Below are 18056 nucleotides of genomic sequence, written 5' to 3'. Positions count from 1 at the left end.
TCCTTTATAAATTATTAAAAAAATGTTTTAAATCTTTTTTTGTGCTTTCTGCAAGCTGGGTATAGCGTTTTCCCTCGACCGCGCCTTGTAAAGCATAAAGCATATGTAAACATGCCGTATTGTCAATAATCTTTATATGAAAAAATGCTTCTTTGCTGCCTATATTGACAAGCTCTTCGGGTGTACAAATTCCAATTGTATTTAAATGTTTTTCAATAACTTCGCCGATATTTTGAAGTTTGGATAGTTCACCCATATCATTCCTCCATATTAAAATAATCTTTCCAGGCAGGGAGTCGTTTCATATTGCTTTCTGCTATCTTAGTTGCAGCTTTGTAATCGAAGCCTTGTGTTTTAATTATAAAGTTGATCATCCCGGTTCTTTTCTCCTCGAATGATTGCATTGAGCCATCAGGACGGGCACAATAGACACAATAGTCTTTGCCCGTATCCTCTCCGGCAAAGTCTGACTTTTCCATCATTGGCATACCACAAGCAATACAGGTTTTCATTTTAATTACCTCCAGTTTATTTTCGTATATATTCTAAAAAGGTTGTTATCAGTTCCTCCTCATACCGTTCTAAAAGCGGTTTTTCAGGAGAAAACAAATCCTTATTGAGTAAATAGTAATGAATTAGCCCCATCCATGTATTGAATATCATATGAACAGGTATGTTTTTAACAGTCTGACTTTCAATTTCCCGTTCAATTACCTTATTAAAGTGAACAGCTATATTAGATTGTATATTTACAAATATCATCTGTACATCTTCGGGCAATAGGCTTCTTTCGCTGATAAGATGAATATAAAAGCTTTCATATTTTTTTAAAACTTCTAAATAGGCTTTAAGTAATTTTTCGATGTTGTCATTTTTTTCTGCTAAATTATGCATTTCCAAAGCCAGCTTATTCCCAAAGTCTTCTATCAAATGGGTTAATAATTCATTCACTGATGGAAAATGAACAAAAATTGTACCATGCGATACCCTTGCTTCTTTTGCGATCATAGCGGTGGTGGCAGTGAAGCCATGCTCAGAATATATTTTATAAGCAGTTTCAATTATTCTTATCCTAGTGTTTTCTTTTTGCAACTGTCTTTTGACTTTCAATTAATGACCTCCGACTCATTGAGTATGCACTCATTATATTTTGATTCCAATGGAATGTCAAGATAATTAAAAAGATGATGTTATTACTAATTGATAGGAGATGAATTAATGAAAGAGAAAAATTCTGCGGTGAATATCCTTTTCACAGTATGCCATATAAAATTATAATGGAAAAAGTATGTAATTTAGTATAGAATATACTTAACTACATTAATAGGGGAGGTTTAAATTATGTTCGGATTCAGATTTATTAAGTTTCAGCCAAACGAGTATGTTTTAAAGTACAGGAGCGGTAAGATTGTAAAGGAAGGTGCCGGAATATCGTTCAACTATTTTGCTCCGGTAACATCAATCGTTGTTGTCCCTGTCGGAAGTGTTGATGTGCCTTTTATCTTTGAGGAAGTCACGTCAGATTTTCAGACAGTGACGGTTCAGGGACAGATTAATTACAGAATAGTTGACCAGAAGAAAATCACAGAGCTTTTGAACTATACGCTTGATATGAAAGGCAAGGGGTATGCTTCGGACGATCCGCAGAAGTTGCCGCAGAGAGTAATCAATATAGTAAGAGTGTTAACGAAGAAAACGTTAGAAGAATTGCTGCTAGAGGATGCTATCAAGTCCAGTGAGGCTTTGGCACAAGGAATTTTGAACGATATTAAAGGGAATGCGGAGATTAATAGGGTTGGTATAGAGATATTAGGTATTTCCATCCTTGCCATTCTTCCGAATAAAGAAACATCCAGGGCACTGGAGGCACAGGCCAGAGAGCAAATCCTTAAGAAGGCTGATGAAGCTATTTACGAACGGCGCAATGCATCTATTGAGCAGGAAAGGCGCGTCAAGGAAAACGAATTTAATACAGAAATCGCAATAGAGAACAAGAAAAAGCAGGTACGGGAAACACAAATAGAAGCAGAGAGAGCTGTTCAGCATAAACAAAATCAGCTGAAGGAAGAGCAGATGCAGTTTGAAACTGCTTTGGAAGAGAAGAGAAAAGCTCTGATTGAGCTGACCGTGGAGAATTCAAAGGCAGAAGCTGATGAAAAAGCTTACGAGTTATCCGTGGCTATGAAGGCTTTGGAAGGAATAAATCCAGATGTAATTCAGTCGCTTGCAAGCATCGGTATGCAGCCTAATAAGCTTATTGCAATAGCATTTCAAGAGTTGGCCGGAAAAGCAGGACAGATAGGGCAACTCAATATATCGCCTGATTTACTTCACGAATTAATGAAAGAATCTAAGTAATTATGGAAAGATTAACGGAAAATAAGATTGTACTGGTCAAAAGGAAAACAAGGCTTGAAGACTTGATCGCAAGATACAATACCATAGCTCAAGCCAAATTTTATATTGAGCATATGGGAAGCGATTTTTCAGATTACATAATGGAAGATGAACGGTATAAAAAGGCAATTGCGGAAGCCCAAGGCCATTTAGAAGCATTGGGAAGGGTGCAAGTGGTTGATAGGGAATATGTGCCCAACTTTATATTCGGAGAGGACGATATTGTGGTGGCTATCGGTCAGGATGGACTTGTGGCCAATACTTTAAAGTATTTGTCAAACCAGCAGCTCATTGGAGTTAATCCAGATCCTGCCAGGTGGGACGGCGTACTTCTTCCGTTTACAGTTGCGGAGCTTAGGCTGGTTATTCAAGATGTATTCAGGAAAAAAAGGCAGGTGAAAGAGGTATCCATGGCAAAAGCCACTTTAAATGACGGTCAGGCTATTTATGCAGTAAATGACTTATTTATAGGGCAGAGAACCCATGTATCCTCAAGATACCGGATACAATGCGGGCGGCGGTGTGAATATCAATCCTCTAGCGGAATCATAGTATCAACCGGACTGGGTTCAACAGGTTGGTTAAAAAGTGTACTTGCAGGTGCTAACAGCATCGTCAACGGAACCATGAATGGAACTTCAGATAAACGTTCTAAGTTGGATAAGAATACTAAAGTGCAAATAGAGAGAAGTCTGCCTTGGAACAGTGACTACCTATATTTTTCCGTACGTGAGCCATTTCCCAGCAAAAACTCAGGAGCAGAGCTTGTCTTTGGAACGGTTACTGACGAGACACCCTTAAGAATATTATCACAAATGCCGGAAAATGGAGTAATATTCAGTGATGGTATCGAAAATGACTATCTTCAGTTTAACTCGGGGATAGAGGCAACGATTACTGTGGCGGAGAAAAAGGGGAAGTTGGTGGTATGAGTTGGATTAAATTTATTTCATACTAAATATATTTTTCTCGAATATCATTACGAGTTGAGTAGATGAACATTTTGTGGCAAAGGGAAGAGATGTTTCTATAGATAAACGTAAACAAATCTTTATTAGTCCATTAAACATGTATTCTTCTGTTGATAATGTAGAGGCCTACATCTGAGAAATCGATGGTAGTAGGCGGTAAAAAATAATTACTGGAAATGGGGTATTTTTTGAAAAAGAAGTTTTTAGTGGAATCCATTATGCTAATAAAACAAGTGGTATTATCAGATTAAATATATGTTATATTTATCCAGTTTTCTTTAATAATATATAAGAGTATATCTAAATAATTCTCCCACCTTTTTAGGTGGATACATGATGAATTATCTCAATAAATCCCTTGACTAACCCCAGCAAAAAATATATCATATTCATAAGTTAGTCATACCTAACCGGAAAGGAGATGAAATGAGCAAGGATGTATTTGAGATAATGCAGAAAATAGATATAAAGAACATAGAAACACAACTGGCTTTGCAGTGTGCTCCACTTATAGCGGGATTGAAAGTCTCGAATTTATTAATTATCCGCAGAGACAAACTTGCGCAGCTTATAGCGATTTTAAGGTCAACAAGTATTTCCTGCTATGCACTGCGGGATAGCGGAGAGAAAATAACGCTTCTTCTATTTAATAAGACAAAACTGGTTTCGTATCTGAAACAAGAGCGTGTGATAAAGCTGTTAGCCGGAATGGGGTATCGGGAGAATTCCCTGTATGACATCTTGCCGATTTTTAGAGAAAGGTATAGAAAATACATGTCGGATAAAATACAGTTCCCCCATGAAATGGGAGTTCTGCTTGGTTATCCGATTGAAGATGTGGAAGGCTTCATCCGTCATAATGGGAGAAATTCCATGCTTACCGGATATTGGAAGGTATATGAAAACATCGCGGCGAAGGAGCAGCTTTTCCACAGATTTGAGATAGTAAAGGAAACGATGCTGCAATTGGTTTTCTTTGGGGTGGGTATGGAAGATATTATAGAAAGTTATAGAGAGGATAGGCTGCAGGAGATAGCGGCCTAAGAGGAAAAAGAGATGGAAAAAATTTATGTTGTATATTGGTCCCTATCCGGCAACACGCTGGCTATGGCGGAAGCGGTAGGGCAGGGAATCAAAGAGGCTGGTATGGAAGCCGAGGTAGTAGATGTGAGCAGTGCTTCTTTGGAGGAATTGAAAAAAGCAAAGGCATTCGCGTTAGGCTGCCCGTCTATGGGAGTTGAAGTGCTGGAGGAATCCGAAATGGAGCCGTTCGTATGCGATGTGGAAGCCTTTGCGGCAGGAAAGACCATTGCTCTGTTCGGCTCATACGGATGGGGGGACGGACAATGGATGCGTGAATGGGTGGACAGAATGGGCGCAGTGGGTGCATCTGTACTGAATGGGGAAGGCCTGATATGCCAGGAAACGCCGGACGCTTCCGTATTGGCCCAGTGCAGCGAACTTGGAAGCCAACTGGCAAAAGCCTGAATCTGATAATGATAAGCACTCGAATTACATGGAGCATATAATTTAGCGTTGCCTACCCTCGGGATTTTGTGCAAAAACAGCACAAAACACCCCGTGGAATCGTGGCTGTACATAACACAACCTTGTGTTAACAAAAGAAAGTGCTGCTATATTATGCCGGAACTTCGAATAAGCAGGAAAATGATAACGATAAGCAGAATAATTCCCAGCAGTTTTAATATGATAGTCAGACATCCGCCGCTGTCGGAGGCACTGCTCTTTTTCTTTGAGGACTTTCCGTCGGAGGAAGTGGTATAAGATAAGCCTGTTCCGGGAAGACCTACCGAAGTAGTCCGTTTGCCGGTGGAGCTGACTGTGTGATGGGCACCCTTGATTCCGCCCGTTACACTCACGCTTTTGCTATTGATGTTCAGCTTCAGCCCCGGAGCGATTTTAATGCTTTTTCGAAATCTAAATCCCATAATAAAATCTCGCTTTCTCATTTTGTGTTTTTAAAGATATGATATAGAAATTATACGCTGAAATGCAAGAGAAATCTACCGTTCAATTAGAATTGTGCATTGAGATGCAACTTTGGCTTTGTGATATAGAAGGCTGAATAATAACTTATAATTGTGCATTATGATGAAAATTTTCATCATAAGCACAATTTTTTTTACTTGCAATATGATTTAAGAGTAGTATAATTACCGATTGTAGATAACAAATATCCATAATGGATAATGGATATCCGCAAAATGATTTGTAAACCGTATTGATATTCGCTAGATATGTTAAGGAGGTAAAGCGTTGAAACTTACAAAAGGATTTGAACAAGCGGCCTGCATTATCGTTCTGCTTGCAACCCAAGACCCCGGTATTCCTTTATCCTCACAGGAAATAAACAAGAGGTTAAAGTGTTCTCCCTCTTATTTGCGGAAAATAATCCGTAAACTGGTTGTTTCCAAGCTGGTAAATTCTGTTTCGGGAAACAACGGCGGCTTTACGCTGGCAGCAAATGCGGAGGATATTAATTTACTGCAGGTGGTAGAAGCACTGGAAGGGCCAATTGAAACGTTTACCGATACGGAGCTTATCAGCGAGGTATTTAATGAGTTCCCGTTCATTACGGATCAAGGTACTGCAATTTTGAAGAATGCATTTGCACAGGCCGACAAGCTGTGGAGGGATTCTCTGAGAAACAAAACGGTTTATCAATTGCTTATGGAAGCGGTGGGGGAAGAAAAGCTGGCTTTGTACGATTGGAACCAGCCGGAAGAAAAAAGAGAGTTATTAATTAGAAAGGTGATGAATTCGATTCATGGAAATGATTAAAAAAGAATGGCAGGCAATCTATAAGAACAAAATTTTATTAATTTCTTTTATTGTTATTTCTTTTATCCCGCTTCTCTATGCTTCATTTTTCCTGAAATCCGTTTGGGATCCCTATGGAAAAACCGGAGACTTGCCGGTTGCGGTAGTGAATGAAGATAAAGAAGTGCAATACAACGGAAAAATGCTGAATGTAGGAGCAGAGGTTGTAGACCAGCTAAAGGAAGACGAGAACTTAAATTGGGAGTTTGTTTCGGGAGAGGAAGCGCAGCAGGGCTTGGAGAATCAGGAATATTATATGATAGTAACGATTCCCGAAGACTTTTCTGCAAATGCAGCCACAGTAATGGATGAGCACCCGAAGAAAATGAATATTGAATACGAGACTAACGGCGCTTTGAATTACCTCGGTGAGGTAATCGGTGAAACGGCCATGAAGCAGCTAAAGAGCGAGGTTTCCCAGAAGGTTACGGAGGTTTATGCAAACGCGATTTTCGACCAGCTTTCTGAAATAGGAGATGGATTTGCGAAGGCAGCTGACGGAGCCGAGCAGTTAGATAAAGGTGCAAACGATTTGGCGGAAGGAAGCAAGACGCTGACGGGCGGACTGAATACTCTGGCAGACAGCACCATAACCTTCAGCGATGGAGAAGAAACTTTCAGCGTTGCCCTCGGACAATATTTGGAGGGCACTATCAAGTTGGATGACGGTCTCGGAGAGTTGAAAGCAGGCGTGGATACATTGGGCGCAAAGGTTCCCGATTTGGCAGACGGAGTAAGCCGGCTGGATGATGGCTCCGGCAAGCTGGCATCCGGCATCAAGGATTATACCGGCGGTGTTTCCAAACTGGCGGACGGAACCGATACCTTAGCCAGCAATGGAACCACTCTTAAAACAGGCGTGACTACCCTGGTCACCGGCTTGAGCAGCGGAACAGCGCAGCTTCAAAGCGGAGCGAATCAGGTTTCGGCAGGCCTGACCCAGATGTCAAGCAGCATAGGCACCCAGATCGATTCCAATGCTGAGCAGTTGGCAACACTGGATAAAGGGTTAACAAATCTCAATAACAGTATTCAAGGACTGAACCAAATGTTGGCGGCGGCAAGTGCAGCCAGTCCGGCAGTGGCTGATGCAGCAGTTTCGAATATTTCGGGAGATGACACTGCGAACATTATCAATGCTGCGGAAGCGGCAAAAAGCAGCGCGAATAATATAATGAACAGCTCTGCCACAGTCTCATCGGCATCTTCGACCCTGGATGGACTTAGAGAAGCGGTAAATAACTCGCCGGATTTGGATGATACGTCCAAGGGAATCGTGCTCGGTATGATTGATGCAGCAGCGGCAAACAGCGGCTCAGGTTCGGGCATTTCGGATGAAGCTGCGAACATTGTAGCAAATATGGATGCGATAGAAAGCGGAGTATCCGGCATTCAGGCCGGTGAGGCAAGTATGAGTGCACAGGTGAGCACTATGGCGGCTGCAGCAAACTCTACCGCTGCAATCGCCGCAGCGGTAAATCAGATCGCTGCGGGAGCTAATCAGGTGCTTCCGGGAGCTCAGGGTGCGATAAACAGCCTTTCGGGAGGGCTAAACAGTGTGAAGACCGCTTTGGACGGTCAGCTCATCCCAGGCATGAGCCAGTTAACGGGAGGCATTGCAAGTCTTCAGACCGGTCTGGCAGGCCGCTCTGCGCAGCTTAGCACAGGTCTGGATACCTATATTGCGGGTGTAGAACAGGTAAACGAAGGTGTGAAAACTTTGAAGAGCAATTCTGCGGCCCTGAATAGCGGTGCATCGACGCTGAGCAGTGGCCTTAACCAGCTAAACGACAATGTGCCCGCCCTTCAGGATGGTGTGAACGCACTGATATCCGGTACCAATACGATAAAAGAAGGAAGCGAAGAGCTGGTAAGGAACAACGACGACCTTATGGCAGGACAGACCAAGCTTCAGGAGGCTTCCGTACAGTTGACCGAAGGTTCAGCAAAATTAGCGGACGGCGGCATTACCCTTCAGGACGGCCTGAATACCTTTAAAGACGGAAGCAGCGAATTGGCTTCGGCCTTAACTGACGGCTCTGAACAGGTAAACGATGTTCATGCGACGGATAAGACGGCAAAGATGATTGCACAGCCGGATGAGATCACGCAGGAAAAATACAGCGACGTGCCCAACTACGGTCATGCGCTTGCTCCGTATGTATTATCGCTGGCCTTGTATGTTGGCTGTCTGGTATTCAATTTCATTTACCCTATCCGGAAGATTGCGGTAAAAGATAAATCGGTGTTCCAGTGGTGGCTGAGCAAGATAACAGTGGGAGTTGCCGCGGCTACGGCAATGGCTCTTATCGAAGCCGGAGTGATGATGTTCATCGGATTGGAACCAGACCATATACTTCAATATTTTGCGGTAGCGTTGGTATCCGCATACGCTTATATGTTCCTCATCATGTTTCTGGCGATGGCCTTCGATAATCCGGGAAGATTCGTGGCTATGATATTGCTTATACTGCAGCTCGCAGGCTCGGGCGGAACCTTCCCAATACCGCTTACGGATAAGTTCTTCAGGATTATCCACCCGTATCTGCCGATGACACACTCTATCTACGGCTTTAGAGAGACGATAAGCTCGGGTTTGGGAAAGGCGACTTTTACGAACAACGCGCTGTTGATGCTCGGCATAGCGGCAGTTTCACAGCTTTTACTGTTTCTGTCAATGAAAGTGCTGAAGAGGGTCCATAAGGATGGAATCTCACAGCTCGATGACAATCAGAAGCTGCTTGATGACAATTATACTTATAGCTGCTGATAAAAGTATTTGAGTTAGAATTGGTGTAGATTAAGTTATTGTCAGTATTTAAGTATATTGTAAGTAAAAGGATGAGAAAGAAGAAGTAAGAAGCAATGGTAAACTAACTTGTACATGATATAGTGTATAAAAATATGGTACGAACAAGGAGACAATAAATGCCCTTATCCAATATTAGTTGGATGAGCTGGGGTTTATTGTCTTCTTTACGTAACAGGAAAGGTTCCTATTACAGAAAGAATGGAGGTACAGCTATGCGCGTCAGGCAAAAGCTATGCAGCCGGGATATTTGGCTGCGGGAGTATACGAAACACAGTTTTGTTCTTTGCGCTAACTGCATGACGGTCGCCAATTTTTGCATTTGAGAGGAAATCATATTGCCAGGGGGAGCACACCCGATTATACTCATGATAAGAAGATATGGGGGTGGTAGATTGTTTCTTAGACTGGAAAGAAATTCTGCACAGCAGGAGACGGAAGTAGTTGTTAAATATGCGAAAATGGATCAGGATGTGAAGCGTCTCATTTCGCTTCTTCAGGCGGTGGATACAAAGATTATATGCGAAGCGGAGAATGGAGAGAAAATAGTGAATGCCGCCGATATTTTTTACATTGAAAGCGTGGATAAGCGGACTTATATCTATTGTGAAAATGAGGTATATCGAACGCAGCTGCGTCTATATCAGTTGCTGAACATGCTGTCCGATATGGATTTTGTTCAGATTAACAAGGCCTGCATTTTAAATGTAAATGTTCTGGATGCGATGAAGACCTTATTCAACAGCAGGATGGAAGCGACGCTGAAAAACGGGGAACGGCTTTATGTAACAAGAAAGTATCTAAATGGAATTAAGAACAAGCTGAGGGGAGGAGAAGAAGCATGAAAAAAATATTGATAAATATTATGTCAACTACTGGCATCACCCTTGTCGTTCTGGCAGCGATAGCCATGTTGTATGGAGGCGAGTGTCTTTTCCTCAGTACTGTTTTTCAGGTTTTCATAGCTAATGCTGCGGTACATTTCGGGCTGCTCCTTACCGGCAAGTATGAAAACAAATACCCCATATTGGAAACACTTTTGAACATTACCTATACAACAGCCGTAATCGTTATCTTCGGACTTATTTTTGACTGGTACAGCAGTACGCCCATAGGTGTTTTGATTATTATGGCCCTGCTCGTTTATGTCATAGGCTATTTTATCAGTGTCCTCGGCACGAAAGAGGATACGGAGGAAATCAATCGGCTGCTCCGGGAACGTAAGGATTCATTCAAATCAAAATGATAAAGGGGGAAGGATTTTGAAGGCTATATTGAAAGCAGAAAACATTACCAAGGATTTTGAAAAGGAAAGGGTTATCAAAGGCATTTCCTTAGATATTTACGAAAATACATTTACTGTAATCCTCGGCCCCAGCGGCTCGGGGAAGTCTACTTTGCTGAACATCCTATCGGGCCTTATACGCCCTACGGAGGGAAACGTTAAGTACGGGGATGAGATGATGACTTCATGGTCCGAACGAAGGCTGGCCGACTGGAAACGTACCGAAGCCGGAAACATTTTTCAGGAATATTTGCTGCTGGAAAATCTGACGGTAGAGGAAAATATAAAAATCGGCATCAGCCCTAAAAAGGGTTCCCTTTCCTTCGAACGCTTGGTGCGCATTCTTGAAATCGATGACATATTGTGCAAATTTCCTGCGCAGCTCTCCGGTGGTCAGAAACAGCGCACTGCAATAGCACGTGCAGTTATCAAAGGCCCCCGCCTTTTATTTTGTGATGAAGTCACGGGAGCTTTAGACGAAGAAAACAGCAAAAAGGTAGTAGGGTTGCTGCACGATCTGAAATCGACGTTCGGTATCGCCGTTTTATTTACCACACATAATCAACAGATTGCTAAAACGGCCGATCGCATTTTGACAATGAAGAATGGGATGGTATATCAGGATGTTTTCAACGATGACCCGATAACAGCCGACGCCATGATATGGGGGTAAATATGAGGTTATTGTATAAGCAATTAACAAAGGAAGTGTTGAGAAATAAAGTATTTGTATGGCTGCTGTTTTTACTTGTCTTTTTGAGTGAGCTTTCCTTTTATTTCGTAAAATTTTCTATTGACGGCAATGCAGCCGTACTGGAATCGCTTCCGGTTCTTAGCGCAAATCAGTTGCAATATAAAAATGCGCTGGCCTCCAATACATCTTTGGCATATACCTTTTTCTTTTCCATGCTGGGTCTGGCTTGCTTCGTCTTTTTCATGTTTTTTTATCATTTCTTCGGCTCGAATGCAAAGAACTTCGGGTGCCTGAAGGCTTTGGGCTTCACCGACAGGTCATTGTGCTTTTATTTTGTACTGTTTACCGCGGGGGTATCTTTTGCCGGTTCCCTTATCGGGCTGGCGGGAGGATATTTTTTGTCGGACATTCTCGTAATGGCCAATAAGAGAACCTATTCCGTCACGGGCCTTATAAAGGGCGTTGCCCCTTTCAGCATGGTCGTGGGGTTCTTGGGGGCAGCAGCGATTCTTTGTCTGAATGCTTTTCTATGCTACTTCTTTGTGCGCGGCAAGGAGCCGGGAGCATTAATTGCAGGAAGGAAGAGAAGCGGAGTTCGAAAGACCTTGTTGATTGCCGATGGGATAGTGAAGCTCCTTCCTGTAAAAAATAAATTTCCGCTGCGCATTGCTTTGAGAAAGCCTCTTGCGGTGTTCCTTATTTTCGGAGCGGTAACGGCTTTCAATGTCTGCATTATCTTAGGGCAGTCTTTGAATTTCAGCAGTCAGAAGGTTTTTGATTCTCAGATGCTGGGTCATAATTATGATTTCGATACGAGGTATCCTGCTTATATGGGGGAGCTTCTGCCTTTTGACGGATTGCCCTACCTCTATCATGAAGCCGGATTGATGGCGGGCGGTTATGAGATAGAACAGACGATAATCGGGCTATACCATTTGAACGAAGTATATGAGCTGCAGGATATGGATATGAAGCCGCTGCCCCTTCCTGAGGCAGGCAGTATCTATATCAATCCCGGGCTGGCGGAGGTGTATGGAGTCCGGAAGGGAGATTCTCTTTCTGTCTTTATAGACGGCAGGAAATATATCTTTGCAGTAGCCGGAGTTGCCGCCAATGCAAAGGCTGAAAGTATTTTGGCCAATGCGGCTCAGCTGGCGGAGATAATGGGAATACCGGAAGGCACCTATAATGGCGTATGGAGCATGGAAAAACCTGCTGGCGGGATAACCACCGATAGGGAGCAGCGTATTCTTCGCTTGGAAAAAGATGCGGTATCGAACAATACCAGTTCTGTTATCAACCAAGTTATAGGCGGAATCATAGGAGGAATTTTGCTGTTTCTGGCAATTTATGTAAACTTTCAAGACAATAAGCAGGATATGGTGATTTTGAATTTAATGGGTCATTCGCCCAAGGGTATTCGTAGGATGCTGATAGATATTTACCGCCCCATTTTATGGGCCGTATTTTTTCTGACAATTGTTCCAAGCATATATATAGTTAAGTTCATTCAGCGATCGCTGTCCGTTTCAATTAAGGATTATATACCGTTTGGAACGAATGCTGCCGTTATTGTTCTTATATTTATTTCACTGAATATTATATACTCTGTGGGGCAGTCAGTACTTTTTTCCATCATAGGAAAAACTTCCCCCGGTAAATCGTAAATGCTGTAATGACAAGGCGTCCTACGGTGAAAGTGAGCAAAGTATAGCTCGACCAAATATACGAAAAAACATTTTAATAAGAATATTATAAAATTTTATTTAAAATCCTCTTGACATAAACTTAACTCCAAGGTGTAGTATTTTAATATATGGAAAATATGAGCTTTTAAAGAATGATTTTCCTATATTAATTTGCGAAGTAATAAGGAAATTAATGTGAAAAATAAATTTTTCACAGCATAATTTATTATGCCTGCAAATATTGTGCTTGCGCCCGAATTAGCAGGTATTGAAAACATGGAGGATTAAGATGAAGAAACTGGGCTTTGGCTGTATGAGACTTCCCATGAAACAGGGAGAGAATGAATTGGAAGTGGACTATGAACAGTTCAATCAGATGATCGATGCATTTTTTAAGGAGGGCTTTTGCTATTTTGATACGGCCCACGGCTATATCGGGGGAAAAAGCGAGACAGCGATTAGAGAATGCCTGGTAAAGAGATATCCGAGAGAGTCCTATATCCTTACCGATAAATTGACCTCCAATTATTTCCAGAAGGAAGAGGAAATTATCCCATTTTTTGAAAAACAGCTTGAAAATACGGGTGTGGAGTATTTCGACTATTATCTGATGCACGCCTTGAATTCCGATTATTACGCGAAATACGTAGAATGCCATGCTTTCGAAACGGTAAAGCAGTTAAAGGAGGAAGGCAGAATCAGGCATATCGGTATTTCTTTCCACGATAAGGCGGCGGTGTTAGATAAAATTCTAAGCGAGCAGCCCGATATTGAGGTGGTTCAAATACAGTTCAACTATGCGGACTATGATGATCCGGGCATTGAAAGTCATCTCTGCTATCAGGTGTGCGAGAAGTACGGTAAGCCGGTTATCATAATGGAGCCGGTAAAAGGAGGCGGACTTGTGAATTTGCCCAAGGCGGCTGAAATCATTTTGGACGAGCATAGAAACGGTGCGAGCTATGCAAGCTATGCCATTCGCTTTTGCGCTTCCTTCGATAAGGTATGTATGGTCCTAAGCGGAATGAGTACGATAGAGCAGATGGAAGATAATCTCAGCTATATGAAGGATTTCGTTCCATTTACAGAGGAAGAATTCGAGTTGATAGGCCATGTCAGGGAAATCATGAAGGATCAAGACATGATTCCGTGTACAGCTTGCCAATACTGCGTGGATGGTTGTCCCGTACATATAGCGATTCCCGATTTATTCGCTTGCTATAATGCGAAAAAGCAATATAATGACTGGAACAGTGATGTGTATTACAGCGTGAGCACCAAGGACAGAGGCGCGGCTTCCGACTGTATTAAATGCGGAAAGTGCGAGAAGGTTTGCCCTCAGCATATAAAGATCAGAGCATGTCTGGAGGATGTCAGCGAGATGTTCGAGAAGAGCAGGTAGTAATATAATTTAATGTATTTAAAAATATCATATCGAGCTTATTCAGGAATCTCATAATGAGTACATTGAATAAGCTCCTTTTTATGTATGTATCTTCTTCAAAAAAATTTAAAAGCTTCAAAGTATAGTCCTCACCGGTCTTAAATAATGTATCACTTTTGGGGAAAATACTGAAAATATAAAGACAAAAAAATAATGATACGATATTTTTTTATATAATTATTTAAAACACTTACAAAAAGTCATAAAATTTGTTATAATATTAAACATAGAATAAACAACTAGTAATTATTGGGTAAACGGAAGGGATATGGTTCACTCTAATTCACTGAGTGTGATGATTCCTTCTTTTATTTATATCAATATTGAGGCATAGTGTTTTGGCATACAGTCTGAAAATCATTTGAATTAGTTTACCATCGATTAACAAGGCCTTATCCAACCATGTGAGACCTTGTCAACTAATAGTAATAATTAGATAAGAATATAGGAGTAATTTAAATGTTTAAAATTGGTGATTATGTAGTAGTTAACTCAAATTATGGAATATGTAAAATTGAAGATATTGCATATTTAGATGTTTCTATGGCCGTCGGGAATGCACTTTATTACCATATGAGTCCATTGGAAGAAACAGGTGCAAAAATATATATTCCTGTGGATGGAACTAAACATAGAATTCGCAAAGTTATCAATGAAGAGGAAGCATGGAAAATAATTGGTGAAGTTCCGGAAATAGAAGAAATGTTGATTGATAATAGCAGATTGTGCGAAAAGAAATATAAAGAGGCTATCCAAAGGTGTGAACCTAAAATATTAATCAGTATTATTAAAAGCATGTATTACAGGAGAAGAAAAAGAGATGAACAAGGAAAGAAAGATACTGTTATAGATGAACGTTATTTTAAGGTTGCGGAGAATAACTTATATGAAGAGTTGGCCTTTGCTTTAGGAAAAATAAAAATGAGATGCAGAAATTAATTATAGATGGAATTAAGAAAAAAAAATAACTTTAAAGGCGCAAGGATTCATTCCCTGCGCCTTTAGGATTTTCAGCTATCCTTTATTCCATCATAAAGTTAGATACTCCAATATTATTCAGTGATATATTCGGCTTACATCTGAAGCTTTTTCTGAAGCTCTTTGACGGACATACTTGTAATAAATAACTTCCGCTGTACGGAACTTCGAATTCAAAATACCCAAAGCAAGATACGCATTTGCATGATAATAAAACCTGAGTGTTGCAGAATATTTGGTAAAGCCGCAGCTCCCATTCATGCTCGCTGCAGCAGGAACATCCCTTGATGTAGCCGGCAATGAGCCCTGGGGTAATCATACATTCCGGGCAAGGAGGACATTCCGGACAGGACATCTGCTCCGGACAAACCGGGCAAGCAGGACAAGGCGGACATTCCGGACAAATAACCGGCTCCGGGCAAACCGGGCAGACCGGGCAGACCGGGCAAGGCATCGGTTCCGGACAAGTAGGACAAACCGGGCAAGGCATCGGTTGCGGACAGGTAGGGCAAACCGGACAAGTAACCGGCTCCGGACAGGTAGGGCAAACCGGACAAGTAACCGGCTCCGGACAAATCGGGCAAGGCATCTGCTCCGGACAAGACGGGCAGACCGGGCAAGGCATCTGCTCCGGACAAGACGGGCAGACCGGACAAGGCATCTGCTCCGGGCAAATCGGGCAAGGCAGCGGTTCCGGACAAGTAGGGTAAATCGGGCAGGGAGCCGGTTCCGGACAAACCGGACAAACGACAGTCTCGGGACTCACCATAGTAGGTGGTGTTGTCGGGGTAACAGGGGCTACCGGGGTAACAGGTACAGTCGGAGTAACAGGTACAGCCGGAGTAACAGGCGTTGCAGGAAGAACTGCTCCTCCTGTTTCGCACATTACGCCTCCTGTAAAAGGAGGAAGATGGAATTCGAACCCGCTGGTCGGATTTACTGCAAACGAATTCAGAGCGACATTTCCAGTAACATTTCCTCCTGTTGAGTGAGCATGAAACATAGCCTGTGGAGCCAGAATACTTCCCCAGATTGCAGCAGGAACTTCCATAAATATATTTTTAGCGTCTTCAAACACATAAAGGGTATGGTCCGCTTTGCTGCGTTCTCCTATAAGGCCATACTGCAGATGTGCATTATCTCCTGTTCTTAGTTTTACAATGACTAAGCTGCCTTCCGGCACTTCGGCACGAATACCTTTCTTTAGGATACCGTTTGGTACATCAAGCGTGAATACATTCTGCTGCGGATTATTACCGCGAAGAATCCATTCGTGGAAATTATCGATTACTTCTCCGTTTGCGGGTAAATTTTCAATACAGTTCTTATAATTCTCAATGCTGTTTCTTGCATCCTGGAAGAAGCCGGCAGTATCTGCGCCAATCCGGCTTGCAGGAATGAATCTTGGCACATCGTAGCTTGGAATAATGTAGTGATCTCCTTTATCGCTGGGCTTCCAATAAGGGCTGCCTGAATCGGAATGATATAGAGATTCTAACTTTTGTACCTGTCCGGGTTCTCCGCTTTTGCCGATGAAATAGGTACTGCCTTTGTCGGTCCGGAAGTTACCGCCGGCCACAACATGGCCAACCACTCCTAAAGGGCCGTTCATTGAAACATTATTTCCCACAAGAAATCTTACCATATCAGGGGAATAGCCTATTTCTACCGGTTGTGAACCGCCTCCAAAGGCAAGACTAAGGCCCCGGGGACTGACAAAGTTTCCGCCAACTGCCATTGCGCCGTTAGCGTCCACGATGTTATTAGCATTGCCAAAAACAATAGCGTTGAATTGAGATGCGGTACCGAAAGGCTGCCCGGTAACATCTTGCCAGCGAATATCGTCATAGGGAATCCCCACTTTTGATGTAATCTTATTACTAGTAATATTATAATCCAATCTAATCTAACTCCTATGAAACATCTTGGATTTCATAATCCTCATTCTTACTACAATGTATTCAAAAAAGGGATAATCGTGCAAACGATGAAGGTTTTTGGAGAAATATATTGTTAAAAAATTAATTATTCTTGCCTTAGACGGAAGTCCAAGTCATAATTGTACTGAGAGCTAGTACAGCGTACTGTAAATACCTATGCATTTCTGGTCTGATTTCCCTTAACCAATACCAGCCAAGCCTCAGCGTAGCACCACTACGCCTGCGTTTGTCTGGCATTGCCTAAGAAAAATCATCCTCAGAACTATGCACAGGTATTTAATGCATGCTGTACCGGTAGAAAATAGTTAACATAAGTAGATACGGATAAAATGTTTTCAGGAGGAAATGACATGTCAAAAGAGTTAGTCGCATATTTTTCAAGAAAGGGTGAGAATTATGTAAATGGCGCAATTAAAAGCCTGGACATCGGCAATACGGAGGTAGCGGCAAAGATGATCAGCGATACGACGGGAGCCGATATGTTTCAGATTGAGCCGGTAAAGGAGTATAACGCCGATTATAATATATGTATAGAGGAAGCGAAGCGTGATAAAGGCGCGAATATCAGACCGGAGTTTAAGAATTCGCCGGCTGATATTTCGGAGTATGAGACAATTTATCTGGGCTATCCTAATTATTGGGGAACCATGCCGATGCACGTTTGGACCTTCCTCGAAAAATATGATTTTACAGGAAAAAAAATCAGGCCGTTCTGCACTCATGAAGGAAGCGACATGGGAAGCAGTGAACAGGACATCAAGAAGCTGTGTCCGTATGCCGAGGTTGAAACCCCGTTTTCCATACATGGTGCGAGCGTGAATGAAGCAAAAGATGCCATAGAGAAGTGGATATAAGCACAAAGAAATAAGTCTCAGGAACGGGAAGGAATGTTCGGGGAGGAGACAGAATGACAATACCAGACATATGTAATAAATATTTTTGTAAAGTAAGACGGCGTATTTGAGGTCATTCAAAATCGCCGTTTCTTCATAATCGGATCAAACGCTTC

The 18056-nt window shown here is 42.2% G+C and carries 18 protein-coding genes; 13 read left to right on the top strand and 5 right to left on the bottom strand.

What is annotated here, in order from left to right:
• Positions 1 to 4: 4 nt before the first annotated feature.
• The 3 genes from CC90_RS0110645 to CC90_RS0110635 are packed head-to-tail and all read right to left on the bottom strand — an operon-like array spanning position 5 to position 1110.
• The gene (locus tag CC90_RS0110645; RefSeq protein WP_031390755.1) at positions 5 to 256 is read right to left on the bottom strand and encodes a TfoX/Sxy family DNA transformation protein; all 252 of its coding nucleotides are present in this window, start codon (positions 254 to 256) and stop codon (positions 5 to 7) included.
• Between the two features lies 1 nt (position 257).
• Complete coding sequence (locus tag CC90_RS0110640) at positions 258 to 512, bottom strand: zinc ribbon domain-containing protein (RefSeq protein ID WP_031390754.1); 255 nt, start codon at positions 510 to 512, stop codon at positions 258 to 260.
• Between the two features lie 16 nt (positions 513 to 528).
• Positions 529 to 1110, bottom strand: a complete 582-nt coding sequence (locus CC90_RS0110635) for a TetR/AcrR family transcriptional regulator (protein ID WP_031390753.1) — start codon at positions 1108 to 1110, stop codon at positions 529 to 531.
• Positions 1111 to 1341: 231 nt separating this feature from the next.
• On the opposite strand from CC90_RS0110635, the gene CC90_RS0110630 reads away from it, so the two are divergent.
• The 4 genes from CC90_RS0110630 (at position 1342) to CC90_RS0110615 (ending at position 4856) form a co-directional block, all read left to right on the top strand.
• Complete coding sequence (locus CC90_RS0110630) at positions 1342 to 2358, top strand: SPFH domain-containing protein (protein WP_031390752.1); 1017 nt, start codon at positions 1342 to 1344, stop codon at positions 2356 to 2358.
• Between the two features lie 2 nt (positions 2359 to 2360).
• On the top strand, positions 2361 to 3329 hold the full coding sequence (locus CC90_RS0110625; RefSeq protein WP_031390751.1) for a diacylglycerol kinase catalytic domain-containing protein: 969 nt from the start codon (positions 2361 to 2363) through the stop codon (positions 3327 to 3329).
• Between the two features lie 465 nt (positions 3330 to 3794).
• The gene (locus CC90_RS0110620; RefSeq protein ID WP_031390750.1) at positions 3795 to 4412 is read left to right on the top strand and encodes a DUF3793 family protein; all 618 of its coding nucleotides are present in this window, start codon (positions 3795 to 3797) and stop codon (positions 4410 to 4412) included.
• Positions 4413 to 4424: 12 nt separating this feature from the next.
• Positions 4425 to 4856 carry a flavodoxin gene (locus tag CC90_RS0110615; RefSeq protein ID WP_031390749.1) on the top strand — a complete coding sequence of 144 codons (432 nt, stop codon included), beginning with the start codon at positions 4425 to 4427 and terminating at the stop codon, positions 4854 to 4856.
• 146 nt (positions 4857 to 5002) lie between these two features.
• On the opposite strand, the gene CC90_RS22315 is transcribed toward CC90_RS0110615, so the two are convergent.
• Positions 5003 to 5317: a DUF4236 domain-containing protein gene (locus CC90_RS22315; RefSeq protein ID WP_035315311.1), complete on the bottom strand. Its 315-nt coding sequence runs from the start codon at positions 5315 to 5317 to the stop codon at positions 5003 to 5005.
• Positions 5318 to 5645: 328 nt separating this feature from the next.
• On the opposite strand from CC90_RS22315, the gene CC90_RS0110605 reads away from it, so the two are divergent.
• The 8 genes from CC90_RS0110605 to CC90_RS0110565 all read left to right on the top strand — a co-directional run bounded on the left by CC90_RS0110605 (position 5646) and on the right by CC90_RS0110565 (position 15068).
• Positions 5646 to 6170, top strand: a complete 525-nt coding sequence (locus CC90_RS0110605; protein WP_031390747.1) for an Rrf2 family transcriptional regulator — start codon at positions 5646 to 5648, stop codon at positions 6168 to 6170.
• The gene (locus CC90_RS0110600) at positions 6157 to 8979 is read left to right on the top strand and encodes a YhgE/Pip domain-containing protein (protein ID WP_031390746.1); all 2823 of its coding nucleotides are present in this window, start codon (positions 6157 to 6159) and stop codon (positions 8977 to 8979) included. The genes CC90_RS0110605 and CC90_RS0110600 overlap by 14 nt, the downstream gene beginning before the upstream one ends.
• 434 nt (positions 8980 to 9413) lie before the next feature.
• The gene (locus CC90_RS0110590; protein ID WP_035315309.1) at positions 9414 to 9863 is read left to right on the top strand and encodes a LytTR family DNA-binding domain-containing protein; all 450 of its coding nucleotides are present in this window, start codon (positions 9414 to 9416) and stop codon (positions 9861 to 9863) included.
• Positions 9860 to 10264, top strand: coding sequence for a DUF3021 family protein (locus CC90_RS0110585; protein ID WP_031390743.1), 405 nt, complete (start codon positions 9860 to 9862; stop codon positions 10262 to 10264). The genes CC90_RS0110590 and CC90_RS0110585 overlap by 4 nt, the downstream gene beginning before the upstream one ends.
• 16 nt (positions 10265 to 10280) lie before the next feature.
• On the top strand, positions 10281 to 10976 hold the full coding sequence (locus tag CC90_RS0110580) for an ABC transporter ATP-binding protein (protein WP_051869389.1): 696 nt from the start codon (positions 10281 to 10283) through the stop codon (positions 10974 to 10976).
• Between the two features lie 2 nt (positions 10977 to 10978).
• On the top strand, positions 10979 to 12664 hold the full coding sequence (locus CC90_RS0110575) for an ABC transporter permease (protein WP_031390741.1): 1686 nt from the start codon (positions 10979 to 10981) through the stop codon (positions 12662 to 12664).
• A 310-nt stretch (positions 12665 to 12974) separates the two neighbouring features.
• Positions 12975 to 14087: an aldo/keto reductase gene (locus CC90_RS0110570; protein WP_031390740.1), complete on the top strand. Its 1113-nt coding sequence runs from the start codon at positions 12975 to 12977 to the stop codon at positions 14085 to 14087.
• Positions 14088 to 14588: 501 nt separating this feature from the next.
• On the top strand, positions 14589 to 15068 hold the full coding sequence (locus CC90_RS0110565; protein ID WP_031390739.1) for a CarD family transcriptional regulator: 480 nt from the start codon (positions 14589 to 14591) through the stop codon (positions 15066 to 15068).
• A gap of 82 nt (positions 15069 to 15150) precedes the next feature.
• Here CC90_RS0110565 and CC90_RS24390 read toward each other — a convergent pair whose 3' ends face one another.
• The gene (locus CC90_RS24390; protein ID WP_031390738.1) at positions 15151 to 17007 is read right to left on the bottom strand and encodes a collagen-binding domain-containing protein; all 1857 of its coding nucleotides are present in this window, start codon (positions 17005 to 17007) and stop codon (positions 15151 to 15153) included.
• A 390-nt stretch (positions 17008 to 17397) separates the two neighbouring features.
• Here CC90_RS24390 and CC90_RS0110555 point away from each other — a divergent pair, with 390 nt between their 5' ends.
• Positions 17398 to 17901, top strand: a complete 504-nt coding sequence (locus CC90_RS0110555) for a flavodoxin (RefSeq protein ID WP_108702624.1) — start codon at positions 17398 to 17400, stop codon at positions 17899 to 17901.
• The last annotated feature ends 155 nt before the right edge of the window (positions 17902 to 18056 follow it).

Source organism: Kineothrix alysoides (genome assembly GCF_000732725.1).
Classification (GTDB): Bacteria; Bacillota; Clostridia; order Lachnospirales; family Lachnospiraceae; genus Kineothrix; species Kineothrix alysoides.
Note: the sequence above shows the minus strand (reverse complement) of the source record. Positions and strands in the feature narration are given on the sequence as shown.